The organism is Aquabacterium sp. A7-Y, from assembly GCF_026153205.1.
GTDB lineage: Bacteria > Pseudomonadota > Gammaproteobacteria > Burkholderiales > Burkholderiaceae_C > Caldimonas.
Genome location: NZ_JAPFBW010000003.1, coordinates 101744 through 125717, shown reverse-complemented (window position 1 = coordinate 125717; position 23974 = coordinate 101744). Strand labels below are relative to the sequence as shown.

The following is a 23974-nucleotide window of genomic DNA, read 5'->3' as shown; positions in this document are numbered from 1 at the left end:
TCGTGTCAGGCATCCGCCGACCGACAGCCGCCGCGCCCTCTGGCGCAATGGGGACCTTGTGCAGTACAGGGATGCCCGCATGCGAACGAGGCCACCAAGCTTGAAGCTCCTCTCGACATCCGGCGCGGTCGCCGCGGCCGCGCTGCTGCTGGGTCTGGCGGCTTGCGGCGACGGCGGCCGCCAGGGCAGTGACAGAGCGGCGGCCACAGGCGCCTCCTCTGCGTCGCAGCCGGCCTTGGCGGGTGCCGCCGAAGCGATCCGCAGCCGCATCGCGGGGCCGGCCGCTGCCTCCGGAACGCAGGACGCCGCCCGCCCGCCGGCCGATGCATCGCAGGACCTGGAGGCACTCTACGCGCCCGGGGCTTATGCACCGCTGTGGTTCGATGCCAAGCGCCGACTGACCCCGGTGGCCGCCGAAGCAGTCACGCTGCTGTCGGGCTCGGTGGCCGACGGCCTGGACCCGGCGGACTACGCAGCCGCGCAGCTGGCCGCCGGCAGCGACGCGCTCAAGGGCGGGCGCTCGCCCGAGGACCAGGACATCGCGGCGCTGGATCTCGCCTTCAGCGAGGGGGTGCTGCGTTACCTGCGCCACCTGCACACCGGCCGTGTCGATCCCCGCAAGATGGGCTTTTCAATCCCCCGGGACACGAAACGCGAGGACCTTCCCGCGTTGCTGCGCAGCGCGCTGCAGCAGCAAAACCTCGGGGAGCTGGTGGAGCGCGTCAGGCCGCCGCTGGAGCCCTACCGCAGTCTGCGCGCGGCGCTGGCGCGCTACCGCACGCTCGCGGCCCAGCCGGCACCGGCGGCCCTGCCGGCCGCGGCCGAGTTGAAGCCAGGGCAGGCCTATGCCGGCATTCCGGCCCTGCACCAGCGGCTGGTGCTGCTGGGCGACCTGCCGGTGGACAGCGCCGCCCCGTCCGGCGGGCTGTATGAAGGCGCCCTCGTCGACGGCGTCAAGCGTTTCCAGACCCGCCACGGGCTGGAAGCCCATGGCGTGCTGAACAAGGCCACTTTGGCAGCGCTGGAGGTGCCGGCGGCGCAGCGGGTGCGCCAGATCGAGCTGTCGCTGGAGCGCCTGCGCTGGTTCCCGAGACTGGAGCAGCGCCGTTTTGTCGGCATCAACATCCCGATGTTCCGCCTCTGGGCAGGCGGCCCCGAGACGCTGGACGGCAAGCTGGCCCTCCACATGAACGTGATCGTCGGCAAGGCGCTGAACACCGAGACGCCGGCGATGGTGGAGGAGATGCGCTACATCGTCTTCAGTCCCTACTGGAACGTGCCGCCCTCCATCGTGCAGAAGGAACTGCTGCCGGCCCTGGAGCGCGACCCGGAGCACCTGGCGAAGCAGGAGATGGAACTGGTGCGCGGCAACAGCGACGACGCCGAGGTGGTCGAAACGACGCCCGAGAACCTGGCCCTGCTGCAGCGGGGCGAGCTGCGCGTGCGCCAGCGCCCCGGGCCGCGCAACTCGCTGGGGCCGGCCAAGTTCATCTTTCCGAACGACGAGAGCGTCTACCTGCACGGCACACCGGCCAAGCAGCTGTTCGACCGCCTGCGCCGTGACCTGAGCCACGGCTGCGTGCGCGTGGAAGACCCAGCGGCGCTGGCCTTGTGGGCGCTGCAGGACCAGCCGGAGTGGACCCGCGAGCGTGTCGAGGCCGCGATGGCAGGCGGCCAGCAGGTCAAGGTCGACCTGAAGGAGCCGATCCAGGTGCTGCTGTTTTACCTCACCGCGATGGCGATGCCCGGCGAGGACGAGGTGCATTTCGCGGCCGACATCTACGGCCACGACAAGAAGCTGGAGCAGGCGCTGGCGCAGCGGCCGCGCTGAACGGCGAGCGCGGGGCCGGCGCGCCGCTTACCAGGAGCGCACGCCCCCGGTGTCGACGTGCACGAAGTTGGAGCCGGGGTAGTAACCCACGCCGCCACGACCGAGGGCGAGCGCGGCTTTGCGCAGGTCGCCCAGCGCCACGTCGGCGAGCCGGATGTCGACTGCCTGCCCCACCATGTGCAAGCTGCGCTTGGCCACGCCGCTGTGCTCGCTCTTGCCACGCAGTGCTGCGTTGGTGTGGGGCGAGCGGTAGCCGGAGATGATCTGGAAAGGCTGGCGGCTTTCGATGCGCAGCGCCAGGCCGTGCAGCAGGTCCAGCAGGCGCGGATCGATGGGGCTGACGTCGCCGGTGCGGAAGTCGCGCAGCAGGCGGTCGACCTCACGCAGGGCCTCGGGCACATAGGCGCCGGCGCCGAAATACTCGACCTTCAGGCGTTCACCGGTGTGCAGATGGGTGAAGTGCAGGGAGCGGGCCTCGGCGACGCTGGCGCGGGCCCAGCTGGGGGCGGCGAGGACGGCAGGGGCGGCGGCAAAGGCAGCCAGCAGGCGGCGGCGGGAGGTGTCGGTCACGGCGGGCGTACAGCGAAATCGCGTTTTATAGAGGCGCTGGCGCAGGGGCGTCAACGCGTGTGGATAAAACAGGCGCCGCGGCAGGTCTTTTAAGACCGCCGTTGACGCGCCCGGACGCTGCGCGTCCCGGGCCTCGCAGAGGCAAGGCGGCCGACAGGCGCAACTTTCTCTGTGCAGGAAATGCCGCCCAGGTTCCCCATTTTGTTCGGGAGGCCGGCGAAAAAACCCGCGCCCGGGCTGCAACACGTGATTTTTCCTCGATCCCGGCGGCTTCCCGGGCATCGGCCGGGCTGCGGGTGCGCAACTTGCCCGATCGGCAAAGGCGGCCGCCGGTCACGCCCGGCGGACCGGCAGGCCCTGTCCACCCCACCCGGCCGCCGAGGGCGCCGGGCCGTTCCCGGAGGCACGACACCATGAGCGACAAGACCATCCTGCAGCACATCACCGAGCTGGTCGACGAGGAAAACCGCCTGCGCGCCGAAGCCAGCGCGCCGGAGCAGAACACCGAGCGGATTCAGCACATCGAAGAGGAACTGGACCAGTGCTGGGACCTGCTGCGCCAGCGCCGTGCCCGGCGCGAGTTCGGCGACGACCCCGACAAGGCCACGCTGCGTGACGTCGGCACCGTCGAGCGCTATCTGAACTAGGGCTTCGACCCGCGCCTGCGGGCGGCGAGCAGTGCGCCGCCCAGCAGCCCCAGGCTCCAGGTCCCCGGCTCGGGAGCGGGCGTCACCGTCAACTCCAGGTAGTTGGGCATGTAGCTCGCGCTGATCCGGTATTGCGCCGGATCGAGGCCGGAGGCCACCGCGGTGAACCGGCCTTCCAGGCCCTCCGTCGCCGTGAGGACGCGGAAGCTGCCCAGCGTCGGCTCGGCACCCCCGACGTCGACCCGGAGGATCCCGTTCAAGGCCACGCTTCCGGTGATCCGCACCTGATCGAAGGCCTGCTCATCCCGGATGTCGAGCAGCAGGCGGCTGTCCTTGGAGAAGGAGGTCTTGCCGATCAGGTTCGCCACACCGATGCCGCCCCGCGTTCCCGGACCCAGGTCGCCCTCGTCGAACGACACGGCGCGCCCTTTCAGCGTCCCGTCCAGCCAGGTGACGGGGGTGGGGCCCTCGACGGGGATGCTGTGCTCGAGGTCGTACGGCTGCCAGAAGCCCTCGGCCTGCACCTCCCCTCCGCCGGCGACGACAAGAACGCCGCGGTTGGCGAGTCCCGTGAGTGTCGTCAGCGTCGCGCCGTTGAGCACCTCCAGGCGGCCGGTGGACATGCTCAGCCGGGCCAAGGCGTCCTGCTCCAGTCCAAGCCAGATGGTGGACAGGCGGGCATGCGGCCCGTCGAGCACGAGGGTCGCTTCGTTCCGGACAATGCCCATCGGCCGGGTCGCGCCGGGCTCATCGACCCCTGCGAAGACCAGCGTGCCGTTGCGCGCGATATACCGGCCCTCCGTGAGGACCCCGCCCTGCAGCTGGGACAGCGTGCCTGCCATCGTGACGCGTGAGCGCACCGCCTCGAGCGTGCCGGTGTTGTTCAGCGTTCCGGCAAACACCAGCGGCGCGGCATCCACCACCTGCACAGTGCCCCGGTTGTCGAAGCGGGACTGGACCACGGTGATGCCAGCCCCCGTTTTCACGTAGCGGCCGTCGTTGATGAAGGAGGCGACCTCGATGCGGGTTGGCCGGGGCAAACGCTGCCCCCAGGCAAAGTCCAGGGTCCCCTGCGAGTTGTGGTCCTCGAAGCGGGCCCCGATGGCCACCCGGATGTTCCCGGTGCCGAACAGGTCGCCGTTGCCATCCCACTCGGCTCGGCGCTGGAAGGTGAAAGCGGTGTTGATCTCCTTGCCCAGCCTGCGCATCTGCGGGTTGTTCCAATAGGAGGACCAGTCGTTCGACAAGCGGGCGGCGTTCAGGACCGTGACGTCGCCGGTCGGATCCAGGAACCCGTCTTCCCAGTCCAGTTCGTCCACGACCACGGTGCCGGCCGCTACCACTCGGGAGAACACGTAATCCCGGGGCTCCAAGGGGTCGTAAGGCGCCGGCTCGCCGATCCTGAGGCGCCCCACGTGCAGGTCGCGCTCGATCTGCAGTTCGACGCCAGCAGCGGCTTCGATGCTGCCGCCGCCGCTGATCGCAAGGTCTCGACCCAGGATGAAAACACCTGTCGGGCCGCCGCCGTCGAAGTAGCGAGCGCCCCGGAAGACCAGCGTCCCCTCGTTGCGGATGGCTCCCGAGGTGAAGGTGGAAGCGATGTAGCCGACGGGCGCCCCGTGCCGGGCGGCATCCTGCAACTCCACCCGGCCGCCCTTTGCGATCGTCCACACACCCGTGCTTCCCACACCGCTTTCGTCTGCTGCGAAGGTCAGGCTCCCACCGGCCTGCACATCGAAGGTGCCGCTGTTGCTCAAGCCGCCCTGGTGTCCGCGGATGGACATCGCGGCATTCTCGATGCGGGTCACGCCCGCGTTCTCGAAATACTGGTTGTCCAACTCGACGTTCAACCGGCCGCCCTGCACGTCGAGCCGCCCGCGATGCACCGGGCTGCCTATGCCCGTGTCCCAAGTGGTGGTCGCGCCGCCGGTCTTCAGGTACTGTCCGTCGATGCGGAAGTCGTCCAGGCGGCCCAAGCCGAGACGGAGCACGTGATCGCCGGAGGCCGCATGATCGTGGAAGCGGCCCCTGGCGCCAATGGTCAAGGCGAAGGGGCCACCCTCGAGCGAGGAGGGCCCGTCTTTCCACAGGCTGGTGCCGTTCAGCTCCAAGCTCGTGTCGATGCCGACGTGCAGCGTTCCGGACAGTGTGGCGGCACCGGACACCTGGAGGGTCCGGTGCCTGCCATCTGCGGAGGTGAAGCCGCCGGCACGCCAGTCCAGGCTGCCGACGGTGATCTCCGCCTCGCCGCCCAGGGTGCCGCCGTGCAGGTCGAGGTGGCCGAGGGTCGAGCCCGGCCCCTGAAGCTGCAGGCTGCCTCCCGCCAGCCTCAGACGGCCCTGCCCCGTCACCTGGCCCGCCAGAAAGGCGCCGTGCCGGATCGTCGTGTCGCTGCTGCCCAGCAGCGCGCGGGTGTCGAGCGAATCGGGTGGACCCGCCGACCAGTTGCTGGCGAGGTCCCAGAAAGGCAGGCCAGCGGCGCCGGTCCAGGTCGTGTCTGCAGCCAGGGCACCGACGCTACAGGTCGCCAGATAGGCGGCGGCACCGAGCGTGAAAGATCGCGAGCGTTGTGAGACAGGGACAGGGGTCATGGCAGTCTCCGGTTGGCGCCGCTGCCGGCTCGAACAGGACGGCACTGCCCCCAAGAATGGGAGGTCGAACCAGAGACGTCCGGTCAAATTGCAACCGGGCTTGCGCTGCAGGACCGGTGCGACCATAAAGCAGCCTCCCGTACATCCTCTCGACCCCGCATGGGACGGCTGTGCGCTGTTGTAGTCGGCGCCCGTGGTCCCCCAAGCGCCACCACCGTCAGCAAGTGCGTTGAGACCGTAGAAAACATCTGCACGGCGCACGACCTCGATTGCCCCATCACCTTGAACAGCCTGTCGGAACGAGCGTTCGACAACAGGCTACCCTTGCTGTTTTCACGGGACGTTGATGTTTCGTGACGAAAATTCGCTCGCGTGCTCGGTCTCAGGCTGAAGCAGTCCATCGATCCTGGCGGCATCGTGGCGCCGCCGCGCTATGCGATACGAAGTGAGACGTCCGCCGACGTCCCGTCGGTCAGTCCGGCGGCGGCAAAACCGGTGCAGGAAGGACGGAGAGCTTATGGCAGTGATTGCGGTCGACCGACTGCATGAGTTGAACCTCGGAGCGCAGACGAAAAACCTCGCCGAGTGCTTGGCCATCGATCAGGCCGGGCTGGCAAGGGCCGTGCTGCCCTCCCTCGGTCTTGAAACCGGGGCAGAGGCCGTAGCGCAGGTCGCCGAAGGGGCCAGGGCAGCCGGCATCAGCCGTCAGCTGGTGCTGATTGCTGATGCCTTGCGAGAGACGCTGCACAAGGAGCACAGGCAGGCCGAGATCCTGCTGGCAGCTTCTCGTCACCGGTCCGACACGGTAAGGAGTTGGGCCGCTTTCGCGATTGCCCGCGACGAGCGCGGGATGCCGCTGCAGGACCGCCTTGAGTCGATGCGTCCGTTCGCGGCGGATCTGCACTTCGGCGTGCGAGAGTGGGCGTGGATGGCGGTCCGCCCCCATCTGGCACGTGACATCCCGCACGCAATCGCCTGCCTGAAGCCCTGGACGTCGGACCCCGACGCGAACATACGCCGTTTTGCGGTCGAGAGCGTGCGGCCGCGTGGTGTCTGGTGCGAGCACATCAAGGAGCTGAAGGAGCAGCCGCAGTTGGCGGAAAGCCTTTTGTCCTCTTTGCGGGCCGACACCTCGAAGTACGTGCAGGACTCGGTCGCCAACTGGCTGAACGATGCCAGCAAATCGCGCCCGGAATGGGTGGTCGAGTTGTGCGAGCGTTGGGAAGCGGACGGCAACGCGAACACGAAGAGGATCATCTCGCGCGCCCTGCGCACGATCAATAAGAAGCGGTGAACCGCCCCGGGACCCTGGAGGCTCCAAGCTCTGAGTCGACCGACGACGAACAAGTTGATGGTGGCAACCAAGCTGGCCGAAGAAGCGATCCGGCGCCTCAGTCGCCAGCGTCCGGTCATTCCTCGCTACTTCCCGTTGGCGCCATCCAGCCAGTTCCGACGATATTGCCGCACGGTGGAACTGACGCCCAACTGGGCGATGGCCCTCCCCAGTTGTAGTCCCTATACCAGCGGAGCGTGCCGTCCCTGTGTACCGCATACATGACCCCGCTCCCGCCGCCGAGAATCGTCTGCGCGAGGACACCACCTGACCTTGCCAGCAGCAGGCGCACGCGGCAGTACTTCAACTCCAGCAGTGCACGGCGCCGGTGCGGCGCATGGTCATCGAGGACATCCTCTTGCCAATCTCCCGGACAGCTTCGGGACGACCGGTGGCCTGGATCATCGGCTGCAGCACCCCGTCGCCCATGTCCGCCAGCAAGCCCTAGCGGCCACCGCCGCCCTTCGAGGAAACGGAAACCTGGATCGCACCGGGCTGGAAAGACAGCGCTCCGGTCCTCAGGATCTGCGCGATCAACAGCACCTCCTTCGGTGACCGGCTGCCGACAGGCACCTCGATTCGCCCTTCGGTGATGGGCTGGCTCACCCGCGCCGCGGTCAGCTGGCGGCGGTCGAACATGACCTGCACGGTCGCCGGCACGTGTTTGGCACTAAAGCGCGCCAGTCGTTCGCGGCCCTCGTCAGACAACCTCAGCCGCAACAACGCTTGGCCAGACTCGTCGATTGCCGCCTGCGCGTCGACGATGTGACGGTGTTCGAACCAGGATGCGCCAAGCTCGGGCCGCACCACGAACTCCCCTCGGTGGGACAGGAGATAGCGCAGGTCTTCGTCGACCGGCGCCGCACTCGCGCGGACCTTGATGCCGCCGGCTGTGGCGACGAAGGAATACGTCGGCTCGGCCTCCCACAGCTTGCGCTCGGTGGCATCGCGTAGCCGCGCTGTGATCACGCGTGCATCGTCCTCGGTGAACGCGGCTGCGCCTGCTACTTCAATGTCCCGGGCCCGCCCGGCCTCGGAGCCGCAGCCACCGAGCGCTACAAGGCAGCCAATGGCAAACAGGAAGCGAAAGAATCTCACGGGTACTCCCTCCCGGCAGTCTCTACCTTCGGCCGGATCGCGTCGCTCGAATGCCTGTCGTCCTCCTGCGCCGATGCTGCGGCTCCTTCGATAGGTCACCGTGTGGCTCTCTGAGACGCAGGTAGGTCTCTCCCTGGGGGCGAATTATGCGGGACAACGCGCCAGCGCCTGGCCGTTTGAGGCTCCGGGCCCGCTGAGCTGGCCCGGGCATTCAGCGCATAGCAGGCCCAGGACTCTCTCCCGCCCTGGGGCGCCTGTTCATCGGGAGACCCCCATGTCACTCTGGCAGAAGCTGGCCGATCCGCCGGCTCGCATGTGAGGGCAGCCGGTTCAGCACGTCCTTGAGGTAGACCCACGGTGTGCGTCCGGTCAAGGCGCCCCCCGGCCGGTCCGGCAGCACGTTTCGGCTGCCTGCTGCTGATCGGTGCCGGCGCCGCTGACCTCAAGCTGCTCGGCTGAGGCAGCAGCCGCCGCCTCACTTCGCCGCGGACCGGGCCTGGTCGGCCTTGCGGTCGGCCGTCACCTTCTGGGCGCTGGCGCGTTCGCCGACGTGGTCGCAGTAGGTCTTCCAGTCGATGCCGTGCTCGGCGAGCAGGTCCACGCCGTAGACGGCTCGCGTGGCCCGCGCGATGATCGGCAGGTGCACAAAGGCAGCGCAGTCGGCCTGGGTGAAGCTCTCGCCCGCGACGTAGGGCGAAAACTTCGCCAGCTGCCTGAAGCCGACGAGGTGCTTGTCGAGCAGCTTGCGCACGCGGGCCTTGTTGCTGTCGCTCACCGTGCCGCCGAAAAAGGCCTGGAGGTACAACTCACGCGCCACCAGCTCGAGGTGAAGGTCGAGGAAGGTGGTCAGCTCACGCACCTTGGCCGCTGCCCAAAGGTCGGCTGGCAACAAGGCGGGGTCCGGCCAGCGCGCTTCGATGTAGTCCAGGATGACCTGGCTCTCGCACAGCGCGCCGTGCTCGGTCCGGATGAAGGGCACCTTGCCGAGCGGGGACTCTTTCAGCGTCTCGGGCTGGCCGATGGCTGCAAGCTCTTCACGGAAGGGCACGCCCTTCTCGAGCAGCGCAAACTTCACCTTGTTGTAGTAGTTGGAGCGCGGGGATCCACACAGGGTCAGCATGTCGGGGTCTCCTTTGGTGGTTGTAGCCCAGTCTAGAGTCGCCCGCCGGATGGAGGTGTAGTGCAGGCGACAGACCTGTCCGACCGGAAACGCGTCGCCCATGAATGCAACCCTCCGTCTTGTGACTTTGGCCCTGCACCACTTCGCCCAGGCACGTGGCTGCTGTCACGATGGTCTCGGCTGGCCGCGGGGACGCCGAGCGCGTGTGAAGTGAATCGGCAGAACGACTCGGCGCACAGCTGAGGTAGACCCGCGCAACTCGGCTCGAACTCCCGGCGTTGTGCGCGCTGAACCTTGAAGGCTTGCTGCCATAGCGCTTCCTTCTGTTGGACCGTCAGCGTTTCACGGTGACTCTCCAGGACCGAACATCCACGGTGGGAACCTTCAAGCGAGCTGGACCTCGACCCGGTTGCGGCCGTTGCGCTTGGCCTCGTAAAGCCTTCTGTCCGCGAGCGTATACAAGGCGTCCGGGTCCAATGGCTCGCCTTGCGAAGTCGAGTCCAGGATCACCAGCCCAAAGCTGGCCGTGAGCTTCCCGAACCTGGACCCCTCATGGATCACCGCCAAGTCCTCGATCGCCTGGCGCAGCCCGTCAACGTACTGGGCGACGGTGTTCGCAGGCCTGTCGACGCTCAGCAGCACCCCGAACTCCTCGCCGCCCAGACGGAACAGCCGGTCGTCCCTGCGCCGCAGCCGTGCGCTCACCGTGGCCGCTACCTTGCGAAGCACCTCATCGCCCGCTGGATGACCATAGCGGTCGTTATAGGCCTTGAAGAAGTCCACATCGAACATGCAGAAGGACAGCACACCCCCTTGCCTGCCATGTCGGGCCAGTTCGGTCCGGATCACTTCTGTGAAGTGGCGTTTGTTGTAGGCGCCCGTCAGCTCATCCTTGATCGACAACTCGCCAAGTTTCGCATTCAACTGCTCGAGTTCGTGGGTGCGCTCCTTCACGAGCGCGTCCAGCCGGTTGACGAGGGCGGTCTGGGCGGCCGCCGCTTGACGTTCCGCTTCCAGTTTCTGCTCCCGGAGCGTGTTCATCTGGTCGGCGAGGCCGAGGGCAAGAATGAGCATCTGCAGCGCCGAGCCGACTTCGAAGCCGTACTCGGTCATGAAGTTGGGCGTGAGGACACCCAGCAGCCGAAGGAGATACATCGTGACGCCCAACGCGAGTGCGGCATAGGACACGAAAAAGATCAACGCCGGCCTGGAGCCTTTGCGGACCAAGTACCCGGCACACAGATACGTCACCACGGTTCCCGCCAGAACGCCGAAGCACGCCACGAAGAAGGGAACAGCGTAGCCGCCGAGCAGAGGGCTGAGCAGTGCCAGCGCGTTGGCCGCAATGACGGCCACCAGGACGGGATACAGACGTGGAGCCGCACGACGGACTCTCAGGTAGTGCATCGCGAACAGGGCCTGGGCTACCGCGCTGAGGCTGATGCAGGCCAACAGGACGTGCTGGTTGACCCCGGGCGATTCAGGCCAGAAGTATCTGAAGCCGTATCCCCGGAAGGTCCAGGCCCACGTGCCGAACGCGAGCAGGTGCAGGACGTAGTAAGCGAGGGCCCGATCGCCGCGGGTGGACAGGAAGAGAACGAAGTTGTAGAGCAGCAGCGCCAGCAGCATGCCGAAGTACAGCGCATGGACCAGCGTGTCGACTTGATCGTGTTGGGATTGCTCAGCCAGCGAACGCAGCGCCGGCCTGACTCCCACGTGCAGTCCGTCCTCGCTCGCGAGCCGCAGATATAGATCTCTGCCCTCGTCGTTCTCCAGTGCGACGAGGAATTTGAGCGTGCGGCCTGCCATCTTCCATCTCGACATCGGAAGATGATCCCCGGCCTCGTCCTGGTCCACGACGTGGCCGCCAGGATCCACCTGGAGAAGCTGCACGTAGTCCTGCAAAGGACTGTTCAGGTCCAGAATGGCTTGAAGCGGCGCGCCACTTCGGTTGGTGACGCGCACCCGCATCCACCAGACGCCATGCGAGTACCCCCCCGGCACCGTGTCTGATGACGACAGGCGCCACTGGTCCGACTTTCGCACCGCCTCCAGGTCCATGGTGCCCGTGCGGTCATGGAGCACCTGGCCCGAGCGAGCGAGCGCGGCCTCTGCAAAGGTCGAGGTCAGATCAAGCTCCGTCGTCGGTTTCGCGGTCGCAGACAGAGCGGCAAAGGTCGTCCATGCCAGCGACAGGAAAAGCGCCTTGATGGTGCGATGCACAAGCTCAAGAGAGGGTGGGGTCATTGGATCCTCTGTACATCTCGGCAAGCCCGGCCGACGGTCGCCATCATGCGCCGCCATGGAACTGTGGTTGCGGCAGTTGCTGTCCATGCCCGCGCTGCCCCGGTACGGTCTCAGCACTCTGTTGGTCGTGTCGCTCCTGCCGGCGACCCGTATGCGACCGCCGCCGACGTCTTGATTCCATCAACGAGTATTCATCAGGCCGGAGGACACCACCGATGCGGCAGCAGTTCCTCCATTCGGCGGGAAAAACCCGGTCCCGGTCTTGCCGCAGGTCCAAGGTGTACCGGCAAAGCGATCGAAGTGGATGAGGTCGGACCCAAATTCAGACCGTTCACGACTGGACTTCGGCCGCTGGTGGGATGGGGGACACCGCTCACCTTCCATCGGTCCTCCGGATACACGCCCGGTTGAAGTTCTTCCGGCCGGGCGTCGGCTTTCGGTCGGAGAACTTCACGGCGGTGCGCCGGCGGTCGTGGACCTTGCCCCGCCCCTGCGGGAGGCAGTCACTTCCTTGGGCCCCTTACCTGAGGGGGGGAGCGCTGCCGTCGCACCACTATCGTTAGGCAGACGAGCGGCCGATATCGCGTGTGCCGCTCGGCCTTGCTGCTCAGGAGACGGCGATGGAACATTCGATGCAAGCTCGTGCGTTGTCCCTGGTGATTCTGGCGCTGTCCGCGGGATCGGTCTTGAGTGCTCCCTACTACCGGGCGGAGCAGATTCTTCTCGCGAACGGCATCAGCGACGTGGGTCCGATGAACGACCGGGGCCAGGTGGCCGTCCGGCTGTACTGGACAGCGGACTGGGTGCTGTGGAGTCCCGGTGGCGCCTTGGTTCAGTTTCCGAGACTGGCCCCCCCCGGGCCGGGTCATGGCTTCAGCAGGGTCATGGACCTCAGGAATGACGGCGTCGCGGTGGGCGTCTCCGACACCGCCGACATCAACGGCGTTTACAAGGGGCCACGTGGTGTGATCTGGCAGCGCGGCCGGGCCGTCGACCTGGGAACGCTGCGGACGGCGCCGAACGGCAAAGGCTACAGCTGGGCCACGGCCGTCAACGACGCGGGAATCGTTGTCGGCATCTCCCTTCGCTTCGACGCGGCCGGCGAACCCATCGAGCAACATGCTGTGCGCTGGTCCAACCGTGGTCTACAGGTGTTGCCTTCTCTGAGTCCGATCCCCACCGGCGCCGCCGAAGACACGAGGCCCCGGGGCATCAACGAGGCCGGGCAGATCTATGGCCAGTCGCCTCTCTATGCAGGCGGAAAATCCCTCGGCATGCGAGCGACCCTCTGGGACGCGCAGGGTCGGGCCATCAACCTCGGCACGCTGCGGGTCAACTCGGAGGGGTTTGGCTACAGCGAAGCCGTCGACATCAATGAACAAGGGCAGGTGGTCGGGAGGTCAAGCACCGGCGGGTCGGGCAGTTGGCCGCCGAGCCAGGATACGTCCTCCCAGGCCACGTTGTGGGCCCACGGTGAAATGACCGACCTGGGTGCTCTGCGGTCACCGGCCGGTCGACCGATGCCCAGCGAGGCCGTCGACCTCAACAACAGGGGCCAGATCCTGGTCAACGCCTGGGCGCCCGGCGAACAGTCCTACCTCTACAGCGGGAGCTCCATTACCGCATTGTGGGACGAAGGGGAGCTGCGTGAGATTCGCGGTCCGACAACGCGGATGCCGCAGACTGGCACAAGCGCCTTATTCATCAACGATGCGGGCGTCATTGTCGGCATGGGCATCTGCTCGGACTCTATCGTCTACATTTGGGACGGATGCGCCGTGGTCTCGCTCGACGGCCAGTCCTACCAGGATCTCAACAAACTCGTGGATCTGCCGGGCTGGCAACTGACGTGGGCGAGGGATCTGAACGAAGCCGGGCAAATCGTCGTCCATGGCCAGGATCTGCAATTCAATCAGGCAGTGTTCTTGTTGACACCGGTGCCTGAGCTGGCGAGGGCTGAACGCTGATCGGGCTGGCCGCACTCGGCGCTTGTCGAGTTCGGCTGGACGCATGGCGGGCGCGGGCTGAAGTTGGACTTGACCCACTGTGACGGACAGGTATTTGCTTGAATCTCAAGCGTTCACAAGCGCACGGTGATCGACGAAGGCGATCGGCGCCCGCGACGACCCAGAACGGACGTCTACGGGTCAGCCGGTGGCGCTGCGACTACTTGGCCGCCGCAAGTCGCCAGCGGCGTACAGCATGGCGGAGCAGGAACTCTGGATATTGAACCGGCAGCGCGTACTGCATGCGGGCCCGAAAATCTTCCTTGAAGGACTGCTGCGCATGCACCCGGGTGGCGCTGCGGGAATGAATCCGAAAAGCAGCCAGGTACTCGTCAAGCTGCACCGGTTCATGCTGCTTGCCGATTCTCAGCCACATTTCATAGTCCATGGCCAGGCGGTATCGCTCGTCGAAGCCACCCAAGGCCTGCAGGACCGAGCGGCGGACAAAAGTGGCCGCATGCGGAATGTGGTTGCGCCTGAGCTGACGGGCATAGCTGTAGGGCGGCATCGCGTGACGCTCGGGCAATATGCGCCCCTCACCGTCGATGCGATGGACCTTGCCGAACAGCCAGGCCGCTCCGGTGGCCTCGAGCTGCTCAGCGACCAGACCGAATACGTGTGGGCCGACGTAGAGATCGTCGGAATGCATATGGGCGACCACGTCGCCGCCCGCTTCAGCGATGCCGGCGTTCATGGCCCGCGCGATGCCACCTTGCACGTTGCGCAGGAGCTTCACTTGGCGCGGAATGTTCTGAATGAACTCGAGGGTTCCGTCGTGTGAGCCGCCGTCCACAAAAATGTATTCATAGTTCTCGTAGTTCTGTGACAGCACGCTGCGCACACATTCCTCGATATATGGAAGGCTGTTCCAAGTACAGGTGATGATGGAGAACCTCAATCCCATGCCAGCCCCCCAAGAAGTTATGGAGAGATGCTAGCCCTCGCTCCTTGCGAATGTAGCTCGCAGTTATTGCAGTGCAGCACGCTGGAATGGCGGTAAGACAGGTGTTGCGCGCACTCCAAACCGAATGCTGGGATCCCAGCAGTAAGCCGACCTCACCGTGGCGTTCCGATTGTCTGGCGGCTGGCTATGGGATGGACGCCCCCACCCGATGACGGGTCGACCTGCCAGAGTGGAAGTGCCCCTGTCCCGGGTTTTCGATCCGTTCGGTAATAGAACAGCCGGCTGAGGAAGGAGCTGGCCGAGGCACGGTTGGACGTGGAGATACTTCGAAAGGCGACGCCGTACAATGCCCCGGCTGGCGTGCACCAGCCGAGGGCCTTGGAATGGAGTGATTGGTCCCTGATAGCGCCGCTACTGCTGGGTAGTCAATTCTGTGCGATATTTGTTGGAATGAACACAGGTTCAAGATCGTATCCAACGTGTCCGTACGCGCCTTTCATGGCTGATCGAGAGTCTGGCTTCGCTCGCTACGAATTCGATCGGCAACGATGGCACCCACAATGAACGTCGATCGACGCTTCCTGTTCAACAAGGTGGCCCGCAACGACCTGGCGATGGTTCAGGTCGTGAGCGCTCCACGCCACCAGGTGTTACGCGCGAAGGTAGAGCGGATCTACTCGGCAAGAAGGGGGGCCCACCGGCGCTGGGTCGGGGGGAGATTGAATTCGTTCGATCGCCAGGTCACTTCGGTGACATGGTTCTACGAGCCGGCGAAAGAGCGCTCCTCTTCATTTCGGCGTTATCAGATGAGCTTTATGAAGATCCTTGGCGCGGCCACATGGTTGTGGAGCAGATCGATGGGGATTTGTACGCCATCTTTCAGCATGAGGAACTATGGCTGAGAGATGACGTTCCCGATGCAATCCGGGCGTCCGCGCGGCAGGACCCGAAGCGACCCTACGCATCCGCGATACGCCTTGAGGCTATGGAGGCCTATCTGCTGGATCTCATTGAGAAGATAGATCAAGGCGGCTGCCCGACTCCGTCAGCTGAGAAGCAAGCGATCGATATGAATGAACCGTTCGAATGAACTACTCCACCCTATGCGATGCAAAGGATGGAGTTTCACGGGCAGCGTGAGGGTTGCGCCGGCTGCGCTCTCCCCCTCCATCCAATTCGGGGGGCTGCGCCTCCATGCCGCCATCGGCTTACCGGCATGGATGGAGCCCCCCGCGCATTCGGTGGGCAGAGGCAAGAGAGCGAATGGCAGGTAGCGTCGAGGCGCTGCTTTGCTTCGATCTCGGGCTGACCGGCGCTGAGCTGTATCGCGCTGTCTCCTACGTCCTCGACCAAGTGGTGCGACCCGAGTTTGATCGTGCCGTTGGCGTCAGCACCCCGGACAAATGGTGTGTGATGCGGATGGTCCTCGGCGGGCAGAATGTTGTTGTGGCCACTGACCTCTCCCAGCTAGGGGCAGCCCAACTGGCGGCCGAACTGGACCAGCAGCATGGGCGACGACATTGGGTTCAGAGAGCGTAAGAACGTGGTTCGCCATGCCCGCAGCGCCAGTACGCGCGTCTATAGGATGGTCGATCTCAAGGGGCCAGAACCCACGGAGCTTGTTTTCGGTTGAACCAACCCCCAAACCGAACTGCAGCCCGCTTCGCCGCAGCCAACCGCGCCTTCTCTGCGTCGCCCCCCCGCCGCGATTGCCGCCAACACGCCCTTCCCATACGGGTATTCCGCAGGGGTGGGAGACGGGACAGACCTCTCGGATACGCCACGCCCCTCAGGCCGGACTGACCGCGGCACCAAACGGTGCGCCGGAACCCAGCCCTTGAGTGCGTGCGCGAAAGTCGGCTTGTTACCATCGGCTCCACCCGCTGGTCAGAAAGGGCCTATGTCCATCCCGTTTTGGTCCTTGATCCTGGGCCTGCTGCTTGTCAGCATGGTTCTTGTCGGCACCTTGCTGGAGCGACTGCCGTTGAGCAGCGCGATGGTCTACATGGGTTTGGGTTGGTTGCTCGGCCCCGCCGTCTTTGGCCTGCTGCGGCCTGACGTGAACGAGCATGTCTGGGTGCTCGAAGGGCTGACGGAGGCGGCCCTGCTGATCTCGCTGTTCAGCGTGGGCCTGAAGATGGGCGGCGTCACGCTCCGCGACCGCCGCTGGGTGCTTCCGCTGCGACTGGCATCGCTCTCCATGGTTCTCAGCGTGGCGCTGGTTGCGGCCGTGGCCATGTGGTGGCTGGACTTGTCGCTGGGCGCCGCCTTGCTGCTGGGCGGCATCCTGGCGCCTACCGATCCCGTGCTCGCCTCGGGAGTACAGACGGAGGGCGGATCGGACCCCGACCGATTGCGTTTCAGCCTGGCTGGCGAGGGCGGCATGAACGATGGCACGGCCTTTCCCTTCGTCCTCCTCGGCCTGGGCCTGCTCGGACAGCACGAGCTCGGAGCATGGGGGTGGAGATGGGCTGTGGTCGATCTCGCGTGGGCGACGCTTGGTGGCGTCGCCATCGGAGGGCTGCTCGGCGCTCTCGTCGGAGGCGTGGTCGTCTACCTGCGGACACGCCATCGACAAGCCGTGGGACTCGACGAGTTTTTGTCTGTTGGACTGGTTGCGATGTCTTACGGCGCGGCGCAGTTGTGCTTGGCATCCGGGTTCCTGGCGGTCTTCGCCGCCGGCATTGCGCTGCGTCGGGTGCGAGAGAGGCCGATGCCGGGAACGGTTGCCGTGCTGCTATCGCCGCTTCCTCAGGAGCGCACGGCCTACGAGCACACAGCGACCCATTCTCACCACGCCAGCGCTACCATGATGGACGCGGTCCTGAGTTTCACCGAGCAATTGGAGAAGCTCGCCGAACTGGTCCTGGTGTTGGTCGTGGGGGCCTTGCTGTCCTCGGTGGTTCCTTCCCTGGAACTCGTTCTTTTCGTGCCGGTTCTCCTGTTCGTCATCCGGCCTGTGTCGGCCTGGGGCGGCACCTTGGGTGCCGGCATAGGGCCCCGGCCACGCCTGTTGATCAGCTGGTTCGGGATCAGGGGCATCGGCTCCGTCTATTACCTGTTGTTCTCCATTCGGCACGGCTTGGCTGGCATGGTGGAGCAGCAACTCTCGTCCCTCACGCTCATGTGCGTTGCCGCGTCCATCGTGCTGCACGGGCTATCGGCGGGTCCATTGATGAAACGCTACGGGACGCCTGGGAGCAGACCTCCCTCGCGAGGCTGAGGGCTGGCCTCACCTCCGCTGCCGATCGGTGCGCAGGGGCCCGATGCGCGCGCTGGTCAGGGCGCCCCCCGTCAGACAGCTCCCTCTCAAGGGTTTGCGATGAGCATCCGGACGCGGTCAAGGTTACACGGCAACAGGTCGAGCCCGGCACCCAGTTCCCGGGGTTGCATGCAAGGTGTCTGACCCGTGGACCAGCAAGGTGATCAGATGACCCCACAGTGCTTCCGCTCGAAGAAGAAGCGCAGCATCTCCCGGGTCGCGTTGGGGCCGCGGCCGTCGGTGTAGGAGCCCTTGGAACTGCCGCCCGACCAGGCATGTGGCGCGCCGTGCACAACCCACCGCTCCGCGATCACGCTGCCATCTGCGGCACGGTGCAGATGGCGCGTGCAACGACGGTCATGGCTGCCTTGCACTTGCTGGCACTCGACCGCTGCTGTGGGGCCGGCGGCCGCGGCGACGATCTGCTCGGCGTTGCCAGGATGCACGGTAGTGTCCGCATCGCCGTGAAAGACGATGGTGGGCATGCCGCTGGCCGCCCGCTGGCCGCAGCCGCGACCACTTTTCATGGCCGACAAGGCCGATGGCAAGTCGGTCGCGCTGCCAGGGGCCAGGCCGGAATGCACACCAACGGCCGCATAGAGGTCGGGGTAGGTGTTGCCAAGGATCGCCGCCATGGCACCGCCAGCCGACAGGCCGGCGACATACACACGTTGTGCATCGATCGAATGCCGGGCGATGATGTCGCGCGTCAGCTCTGCCAGCAAGGCGGGCTCGCCACGGTTGCGTTGCTGATGGGTGTGTTTGAACCAGTTCCAGCATCGCTGCGGGTTCGCCCGCGCGGGTTGCGCGGGATACAGCACAAAAAAGCCCTGCGCCAGGGCGGCATCGTTCATGCCGGTGCCAGCGGCGAAATCGTCCGGGTCCTGGGTGCAGCCATGCAGCATCACCACTAGCGGCAAAGGGCGGACGTCGGCGCCCGGTGGAATGAACAACTTGTACTCGCGGCTTCCCGCAGCGTTTGTATAGCTGCCGGCCACGAATCGTCCACCTCGCATTGCAGCGGGCTGGGGATGTGCCGAGGCGGACGGGCCGTCCTTGTCGCGGCACTCGCGTGCCTCAACGTCGATCACCATGCAACGCTCGCCCGCGGGGACCGGTGACCGGCCTGCGCCAGCTGCCATACCCGCCCCTGGAAGGCCCTGCCCTAGGGCGGCCCGAATGGCGGAGCTTGCCGCGGCCAAGTCGCCGGCCCGGGTGAGGCGCGTCGCCTCGTTGATCAAGCGCTGGAAATCGGGATTCATCGTGTGCTCTCGGTGGGGTGGGTCCATCGTCAACGGATGCGCTTGGCGAGAGCGGCCTTGACGGCCGGACTCGCGTGCAGCGCGCCCAGCACGGTCAGCGACTCGATGGTTTCGAGCGCCAGTTCAGGGGTGACATCGGCGGCGATGGATGCGAGGCCGAGCACACGGATCTGCAAGGTTTCCCCGGCGGCCTGCACGGCGCGAAGATCGGCAGCGGTGTAGTGCTGAATGCCGAGCACCAAGGTGCGGCGCGAGACGACTTGGCGCACCACATCGCTATGGGTACCAAGCTGGTTGCGGATCGCCGTGCGGATCAGGTCGGTCCGGTTCGCATAGAAGCCTTCCTGCACCAGCAGGTCGATCTGTCCCAGGTCCACACAGCCGATGTTGATCGTGATCTTTTCATCGGACGGCTTCGAGACAGGAGCTTGGTGGGCTGTACGGGGAGGCATAAGAACCATCCTACCACCATCCACTTGGATGGTTAACCGACGTCGTGCTGGTTCCACCTGAACGATGCCCCGCGGCAACTGTCTTTCCCTTGACTGGCAGGCTGGCGAGACCGCAGAGGCCGGCAGTCTCCCGTGCCATGTCGGTCCGGCAAAAAAATCAGTGTCGCTGTCGCCGATCCGGTGTGACCGCGGGTCATCCTGTCCTGGATCCGTTCGTCCGCTCAGACGGCGACCCTCATGCTGCTGGCCGTTCCGCTTCATCGTCCGGGACGGCACCCTGGCCTTGAACCTCGGGGACAGCGAGAACGGCCTCGGTCCGGCCCGCATCGCCACCAACCGCAGCAGCATCGTGCTCGAAGGGCCCAGGGCGCGTCTGGTCACCCTGTGGCGAGGCCTGGAGCTGGATGCCCTCGGCGGCGACCTGTGGAACGAGGGCAGCCTGACGCTGCTCGGCGGCGCGGTCCTGCAAACCCAGAAGGTCGCCAATGCGGGCCGTCTGGAGGTCGGCGCCGGCAGCGTCTTGCGCAGCGCCGGCCTCTATCAGTGGGACGAGCCGGCCGGACGCCCGCAGCCGAGCGCCTGGCTCAGCGGCACCGTGGAGGGCGCCGAGATCTGGTTACAAGGAGGTCGCGTGAGCGCGGGGGCGGAGGACGAGGTGGGATCGGTCCACCTGGTCTCGCCCTCGGCGTCATTTGGGGCGGCCCTGCTGCTCGACATCGCCGGGGCGGACGCCCACGACCGGATCCACGTGTCGGGCCCGCTGGGGTTGAGCGGCAGCCTGTACGCGGACTTCGACGCGGCGCCCGAAGGCCCCGGCACCTGGCGCTTCCTCACGGCCGAGGGTGGCATCGGCGGCAGCTTCGCCTCCGTCTCCAGCAACCTCGATCCCGGGCAGTATCGAGTGGCCGCCCGTTATGGAGACAACTTTGTCGATCTTGTCGTATCCGCTGTCCCCGAACCGGGCAGCTGGGCCCTGGCGCTCGCCGGGCTGGGGCTCCTCGGCATGCGAGAACTCAGGCGGCGTGCGGTTTCTCCTCTGAGGGAGGCGATCCATGAGGCTTGAGTCCATCGCCCGACGAGATGGCAAGACGCCAGGCTGGCCAGCCACTCAAGAACGGCTCTCAGGCAGACTTCCGGCTCTCAAGGGAGCAACTTCAATTGGCGAAGAACCTTCTTGAAGTCATCGACGAGCTCGATGCCCGCTTGACCGAGCAAGAGAAGGCGCACTTGAGGACGACGAAGGAGCGGGAGCTTATCGCCCTGCACTTCGGTCTCGGCCTCTGGATCCGCAACCAGTGACGTCTTGACAGTTCACAACTAGCCATTCCCGGGCCGCGACAGCCCGGCGCCGGCGCGCGTCCTCGGGCCCAGGGAAGGTTGATAGGCACTGAACAGCTCAGTGAAAAGGGGCCCGGATGCTGCACTCACCCCGAATGTATGTGGGCCGCCTTGCGTCGTAGGGTCAAGCTGTGGCCAACAAGCGCAGCGCTTCGCCGTGGCGATGAGGACCGCGTTATTGCCATCTCTCTGTGTTCAAGCCGGCGGCAGCAATCGCCGGACGAGGAGTTCCCATGCAAAAGCCAGCAAGGGCGGTCGCCTTGGCTGTTCCGGCAGCACTCTCTGCACTGGTACTCGGATGCTGGGAACCGGTAGCGGCTCAGAACTGGACAGCCGTCCTGAAAAACACTCCCGCAGAGGATTTGAATGAAGACGATGTGCGTCTCCTCGGGGAAGTTGCACGCAAGGTGCTGAACGACCCGCAGGACTCTGCTTCGGGAAGTTGGATCAATTCCACGACCCGGAACCAGGGCCAGATCACGGCGGAAAAGTCGTTTCGCTGGCGTGACCACCCCTGCCGCAGCCTGCGGCTGGACTATGAAGTAGGCGGCCGCAAGGGCAGCACTCCGATCAGCCTGTGTCAGGTGGAAGGACGGTGGAAGGCGGTCAGTGCCAGCGAAATCGGAGACGCCGCATCCCCATGACAAGAGCGCGTTGCCCACGGAAGCGACCCATCCCCGAAGGGTGCCATGGCAACGGATCACCGGGACCTCTCATCGATATCCGCCAAAGAGACGCTGCGGGAGGCGCAGGCCTTTTCACTGGTGTTGGGCGGCCCCCTGTTTCAGCTGCTGCGCCACGCACATCTGTCGGACGACGCGCTGTTGCTGGTGCGCCAGCGCATCGCGGCCATCTCGCTCCTGGCGTGGTTGCCGCTGCTGTCGATATCGGCGCTCGAAGGACACTTGATGGGCGGCAGCCTGGCCCTGCCCTTTCTGCTCGACGTCGAAGCGCACGTCCGATTCCTGGTCGCGCTGCCACTCTTGATCCTGTCCGAACTGGTCGTGCACAAGCGCATACGCCCGATCGCGTTGGCATTCCTGGAGCGCGATTTGATTCGCGAGCCCGCAATGCCGGGCTTCGCCGAGGCCATCAGGAAGGCCTATCGCATGCGCAACTCGGTGCGCGCCGAGCTCGGGCTGCTGGTCGCGGTCTACTTCGCCGGTGCCTACGTCCTGTCGCACCGGTATGTCGCCCTGCCTGCGTCCACGTGGTATGCGGTCAGCTCAGGCGCGGACTCGCAGTTGACGGTCGCCGGGGTCTGGTATGGCTACGTGAGCCTGCCGATCTTCCAGTTCCTGTTGGTGCGATGGTATTTTCGGCTGTTCATCTGGGCGCGATTTCTGTGGCAGGTCTCGCGCCTCCGGCCTGTCCTGGTCGCCACCCATCCGGACCGGGTCGGCGGCTTGGGATTCCTTTCGAATGCGGTCTACGCGTTCACGCTACTCCTCGTTGCGCATGGGGCGTTGGGAGCTGGCCAGTTTGCCAGCCGCATTCTCTTCGCCGGCGCGACGCTGCCGGACTTCAAGGTACAGATCGCGGTGATGGTCGTCTTCCTGCTGGGCCTCGTATTCGGACCGCTGCTGGTGTTTGCGCCTCAGCTGGCGCAGGCAAAACGCATCGGACTGATGGAATACGGCGCGTTGGCCGAGCGCTATGTGCGCGGCTTCGAAGTCAAATGGCAAGGTGGCGGTGCGGCTGCCGACGACCAGTTGGTGGGCAGCAGCGACATCCAGTCGCTGGCCGATCTGAGCAATGGTTACGACGTGATCCGGAGCATGCGTATCGTGCCTATCACGCGCGACACCCTCCTGCAACTCGCCGCTGCGACACTGGCACCCATCGCACCGCTGGCGCTGACGATGATGCCACTGGAGGAATTGCTGAAGCAGTTGTTGGGCCTGCTGTTCTAGGGGAGGCGTCCACGCCGCCGGTTCGGATGAGTCGGCAGCCGGGTCAGCACGTCCTTAAGGTAGGCCCAGGGAGCGTGCCCGTTCAACTTGACCGATTGAACCAGGCTCATGGCGATGGCCACGCGTTGGCCAGCAGCCTGGCGCCCCATCCTCTTGAAGCTTCACAGCGAGCCGTCAGCACACCTTCGCAGCCACTCGGTGGCGTAGAACCAAGGGGCTGTCGGGAGGTGCCACGCCGCCCGCCGAGCCCGCAGCGGCAGTCGCTGAAGGTGATGCAACAGGTCGTCCGCGAACTGTTCGGCCGACGCATAGCGCTTGGCCGGGTCCTTGCGCAACGCCATCAGCAGCACGACGTCCAGGTCACCCCGCAGCCGGCGGCGTTCGTCGACCTGCAGCGAGCCGGCGCGACTCGGCGCCAGCGGCTTGACCTCGCAAATGGCTTTGGCCAGCTCGTAGTCGCTGCGGAAAGAAGCGGCTGGGTAGGGCGTGGTGCCGGTCAGCAAACGGTACAGCACGACGCCGAGCGAATAGATGTCGCTGGCCGGCGTGACCTGGACGCCGCGCACCTGCTCCGGGCTGGCATAGGCCAACGTCAACATCCGATCGGCTGTTTGCGTCACGGGTTGAAGGCCGTTGTCTTCCAAGGCGATGCGCCCGGCTGCGCCGAAGTCGAGCAGTTTCACAGTGCCATCGTGAGTGACCAGAATGTTGCCGGGTTTCAGGTCGCGGTGGACCACTCCCTTCTGATGCGCGTAGTGGACCACCTGGCAGACGGCACGGAACAACTGCAGCCGCTGTCCTACTGTCAATCGCCGGCGCTTGGCATACAGGTCGATCGGCTCGCCGGCAACCAACTCCATCACAAAGTACGGATGGCCATCGTGGGTCACGCCGTCATCCAAGACCTTGGCGAGGTTGGGATGGTCCAGGCTGGACATAATTTGGCACTCGGTGCGAAAGCGCGACACAGCCGGTTTGCCGGGGAAGCTGTCGCGCATCAGCTTGACGGCGACCGCTGGCTCGTACCGTCCGTCGACCCGCTCGGCGCGGTAAACGAGGCCCACGCCTCCCCGGCCGATCAGCGCGCCGAGGCGATAGGCCCCCACGCGCTGGCCGAGGCGCGAATCACCGCCGGCTTCTGTCAGCTCCCGATGTAGCGCTCGGAGAGGCTGATCGAGCGGCCCACTGCGGGCCGCTTCTGCGCCGGGCAGCGATGGCGGATCTTCGCCCACCACGCGACTGAGCACGGCAGGGCCTTGCTCGGTGGAGAGGTCCGGCGCCTCCTCCACCCGTTGAGAGACGCGGTGCCGCTGTGCTGCATGGGTGCTTGCCTGTACGGAATGCCACGAATCGTTGGCGTGCATCGGTGAGCTCCTTGATGAGGCTGTCTTTCGCCCTCG

General features: G+C 65.7%; 21 protein-coding genes and 1 pseudogene. 11 read left to right on the top strand and 11 right to left on the bottom strand.

The features are described 5' to 3' along the window. The first annotated feature begins 100 nt into the window (after positions 1 to 100). The gene (locus OOT46_RS03600; protein ID WP_265402213.1) at positions 101 to 1831 is read left to right on the top strand and encodes a L,D-transpeptidase family protein; all 1731 of its coding nucleotides are present in this window, start codon (positions 101 to 103) and stop codon (positions 1829 to 1831) included. Between the two features lie 27 nt (positions 1832 to 1858). Here OOT46_RS03600 and OOT46_RS03595 read toward each other — a convergent pair whose 3' ends face one another. Next, on the bottom strand, positions 1859 to 2401 hold the full coding sequence (locus OOT46_RS03595; protein WP_265402212.1) for a DUF882 domain-containing protein: 543 nt from the start codon (positions 2399 to 2401) through the stop codon (positions 1859 to 1861). A gap of 413 nt (positions 2402 to 2814) precedes the next feature. Between OOT46_RS03595 and OOT46_RS03590 the strand changes: the two genes are divergently transcribed. After that, entirely contained in the window at positions 2815 to 3048 is a 234-nt protein-coding gene (locus OOT46_RS03590; protein WP_265402211.1) for a DUF2630 family protein, read from the top strand. Here OOT46_RS03590 and OOT46_RS03585 read toward each other — a convergent pair. Beyond that, positions 3045 to 5639, bottom strand: coding sequence for a PEP-CTERM sorting domain-containing protein (locus OOT46_RS03585; RefSeq protein ID WP_265402210.1), 2595 nt, complete (start codon positions 5637 to 5639; stop codon positions 3045 to 3047). The genes OOT46_RS03590 and OOT46_RS03585 overlap by 4 nt on opposite strands. Before the next feature lie 517 nt (positions 5640 to 6156). On the opposite strand from OOT46_RS03585, the gene OOT46_RS03580 reads away from it, so the two are divergent. After that, entirely contained in the window at positions 6157 to 6933 is a 777-nt protein-coding gene (locus OOT46_RS03580; RefSeq protein ID WP_265402209.1) for a DNA alkylation repair protein, read from the top strand. Positions 6934 to 7416: 483 nt separating this feature from the next. Here OOT46_RS03580 and OOT46_RS03575 read toward each other — a convergent pair whose 3' ends face one another. The 4 genes from OOT46_RS03575 to OOT46_RS03565 form a co-directional block, all read right to left on the bottom strand. After that, on the bottom strand, positions 7417 to 8070 hold the full coding sequence (locus tag OOT46_RS03575) for a SecDF P1 head subdomain-containing protein (RefSeq protein WP_265402208.1): 654 nt from the start codon (positions 8068 to 8070) through the stop codon (positions 7417 to 7419). A gap of 277 nt (positions 8071 to 8347) precedes the next feature. Beyond that, complete coding sequence (locus OOT46_RS30905) at positions 8348 to 8470, bottom strand: transposase domain-containing protein (protein WP_416136144.1); 123 nt, start codon at positions 8468 to 8470, stop codon at positions 8348 to 8350. 75 nt (positions 8471 to 8545) lie between these two features. Continuing rightward, positions 8546 to 9190, bottom strand: coding sequence for a glutathione S-transferase (locus tag OOT46_RS03570; RefSeq protein WP_265402207.1), 645 nt, complete (start codon positions 9188 to 9190; stop codon positions 8546 to 8548). Between the two features lie 384 nt (positions 9191 to 9574). Beyond that, entirely contained in the window at positions 9575 to 11437 is a 1863-nt protein-coding gene (locus OOT46_RS03565; protein WP_265402206.1) for a diguanylate cyclase, read from the bottom strand. 620 nt (positions 11438 to 12057) lie between these two features. Here OOT46_RS03565 and OOT46_RS03560 point away from each other — a divergent pair. Beyond that, a complete protein-coding gene (locus tag OOT46_RS03560; RefSeq protein ID WP_265402205.1) occupies positions 12058 to 13404 on the top strand; it encodes a hypothetical protein in 1347 nt (448 codons plus the stop codon). A 199-nt stretch (positions 13405 to 13603) separates the two neighbouring features. Here the strand turns inward: OOT46_RS03560 and OOT46_RS03555 are convergent, their stop codons facing one another. Next, positions 13604 to 14347 (bottom strand): glycosyltransferase family 2 protein, encoded by a 744-nt coding sequence (locus OOT46_RS03555; RefSeq protein WP_265402204.1) that lies wholly within the window; start codon positions 14345 to 14347, stop codon positions 13604 to 13606. 754 nt (positions 14348 to 15101) lie between these two features. Here OOT46_RS03555 and OOT46_RS03550 point away from each other — a divergent pair. The 3 genes from OOT46_RS03550 (at position 15102) to OOT46_RS03540 (ending at position 17570) form a co-directional block, all read left to right on the top strand. Next, entirely contained in the window at positions 15102 to 15437 is a 336-nt protein-coding gene (locus tag OOT46_RS03550) for a hypothetical protein (protein ID WP_265402203.1), read from the top strand. A 173-nt stretch (positions 15438 to 15610) separates the two neighbouring features. Beyond that, complete coding sequence (locus OOT46_RS03545) at positions 15611 to 15886, top strand: hypothetical protein (RefSeq protein WP_265402202.1); 276 nt, start codon at positions 15611 to 15613, stop codon at positions 15884 to 15886. 361 nt (positions 15887 to 16247) lie between these two features. Beyond that, a complete protein-coding gene (locus tag OOT46_RS03540; protein WP_265402201.1) occupies positions 16248 to 17570 on the top strand; it encodes a cation:proton antiporter in 1323 nt (440 codons plus the stop codon). Positions 17571 to 17773: 203 nt separating this feature from the next. Here OOT46_RS03540 and OOT46_RS03535 read toward each other — a convergent pair whose 3' ends face one another. After that, positions 17774 to 18703 (bottom strand): PHB depolymerase family esterase, encoded by a 930-nt coding sequence (locus OOT46_RS03535; RefSeq protein ID WP_322114225.1) that lies wholly within the window; start codon positions 18701 to 18703, stop codon positions 17774 to 17776. A 197-nt stretch (positions 18704 to 18900) separates the two neighbouring features. Further along, complete coding sequence (locus OOT46_RS03530) at positions 18901 to 19323, bottom strand: CopG family transcriptional regulator (protein WP_265402333.1); 423 nt, start codon at positions 19321 to 19323, stop codon at positions 18901 to 18903. 283 nt (positions 19324 to 19606) lie between these two features. Here OOT46_RS03530 and OOT46_RS03525 point away from each other — a divergent pair, with 283 nt between their 5' ends. From OOT46_RS03525 to OOT46_RS03510, 4 genes are all read left to right on the top strand, one after another. Further along, positions 19607 to 20386 carry a PEP-CTERM sorting domain-containing protein gene (locus tag OOT46_RS03525; RefSeq protein WP_265402199.1) on the top strand — a complete coding sequence of 260 codons (780 nt, stop codon included), beginning with the start codon at positions 19607 to 19609 and terminating at the stop codon, positions 20384 to 20386. Positions 20387 to 20481: 95 nt separating this feature from the next. Then, positions 20482 to 20622 carry a DUF6794 domain-containing protein gene (locus tag OOT46_RS03520; protein ID WP_265402198.1) on the top strand — a complete coding sequence of 47 codons (141 nt, stop codon included), beginning with the start codon at positions 20482 to 20484 and terminating at the stop codon, positions 20620 to 20622. Between the two features lie 272 nt (positions 20623 to 20894). Continuing rightward, entirely contained in the window at positions 20895 to 21305 is a 411-nt protein-coding gene (locus OOT46_RS03515; protein WP_265402197.1) for a hypothetical protein, read from the top strand. Between the two features lie 45 nt (positions 21306 to 21350). Next, complete coding sequence (locus tag OOT46_RS03510; protein ID WP_265402196.1) at positions 21351 to 22574, top strand: hypothetical protein; 1224 nt, start codon at positions 21351 to 21353, stop codon at positions 22572 to 22574. Here the strand turns inward: OOT46_RS03510 and OOT46_RS03505 are convergent. Next, positions 22571 to 22705 (bottom strand): annotated as a pseudogene (locus OOT46_RS03505) (transposase domain-containing protein); the annotation flags it as partial. The gene OOT46_RS03510 and the pseudogene OOT46_RS03505 overlap by 4 nt on opposite strands. Positions 22706 to 22735: 30 nt before the next feature. Next, positions 22736 to 23938, bottom strand: a complete 1203-nt coding sequence (locus OOT46_RS03500; protein ID WP_265402195.1) for a serine/threonine-protein kinase — start codon at positions 23936 to 23938, stop codon at positions 22736 to 22738. Between the last annotated feature and the right edge of the window lie 36 nt (positions 23939 to 23974).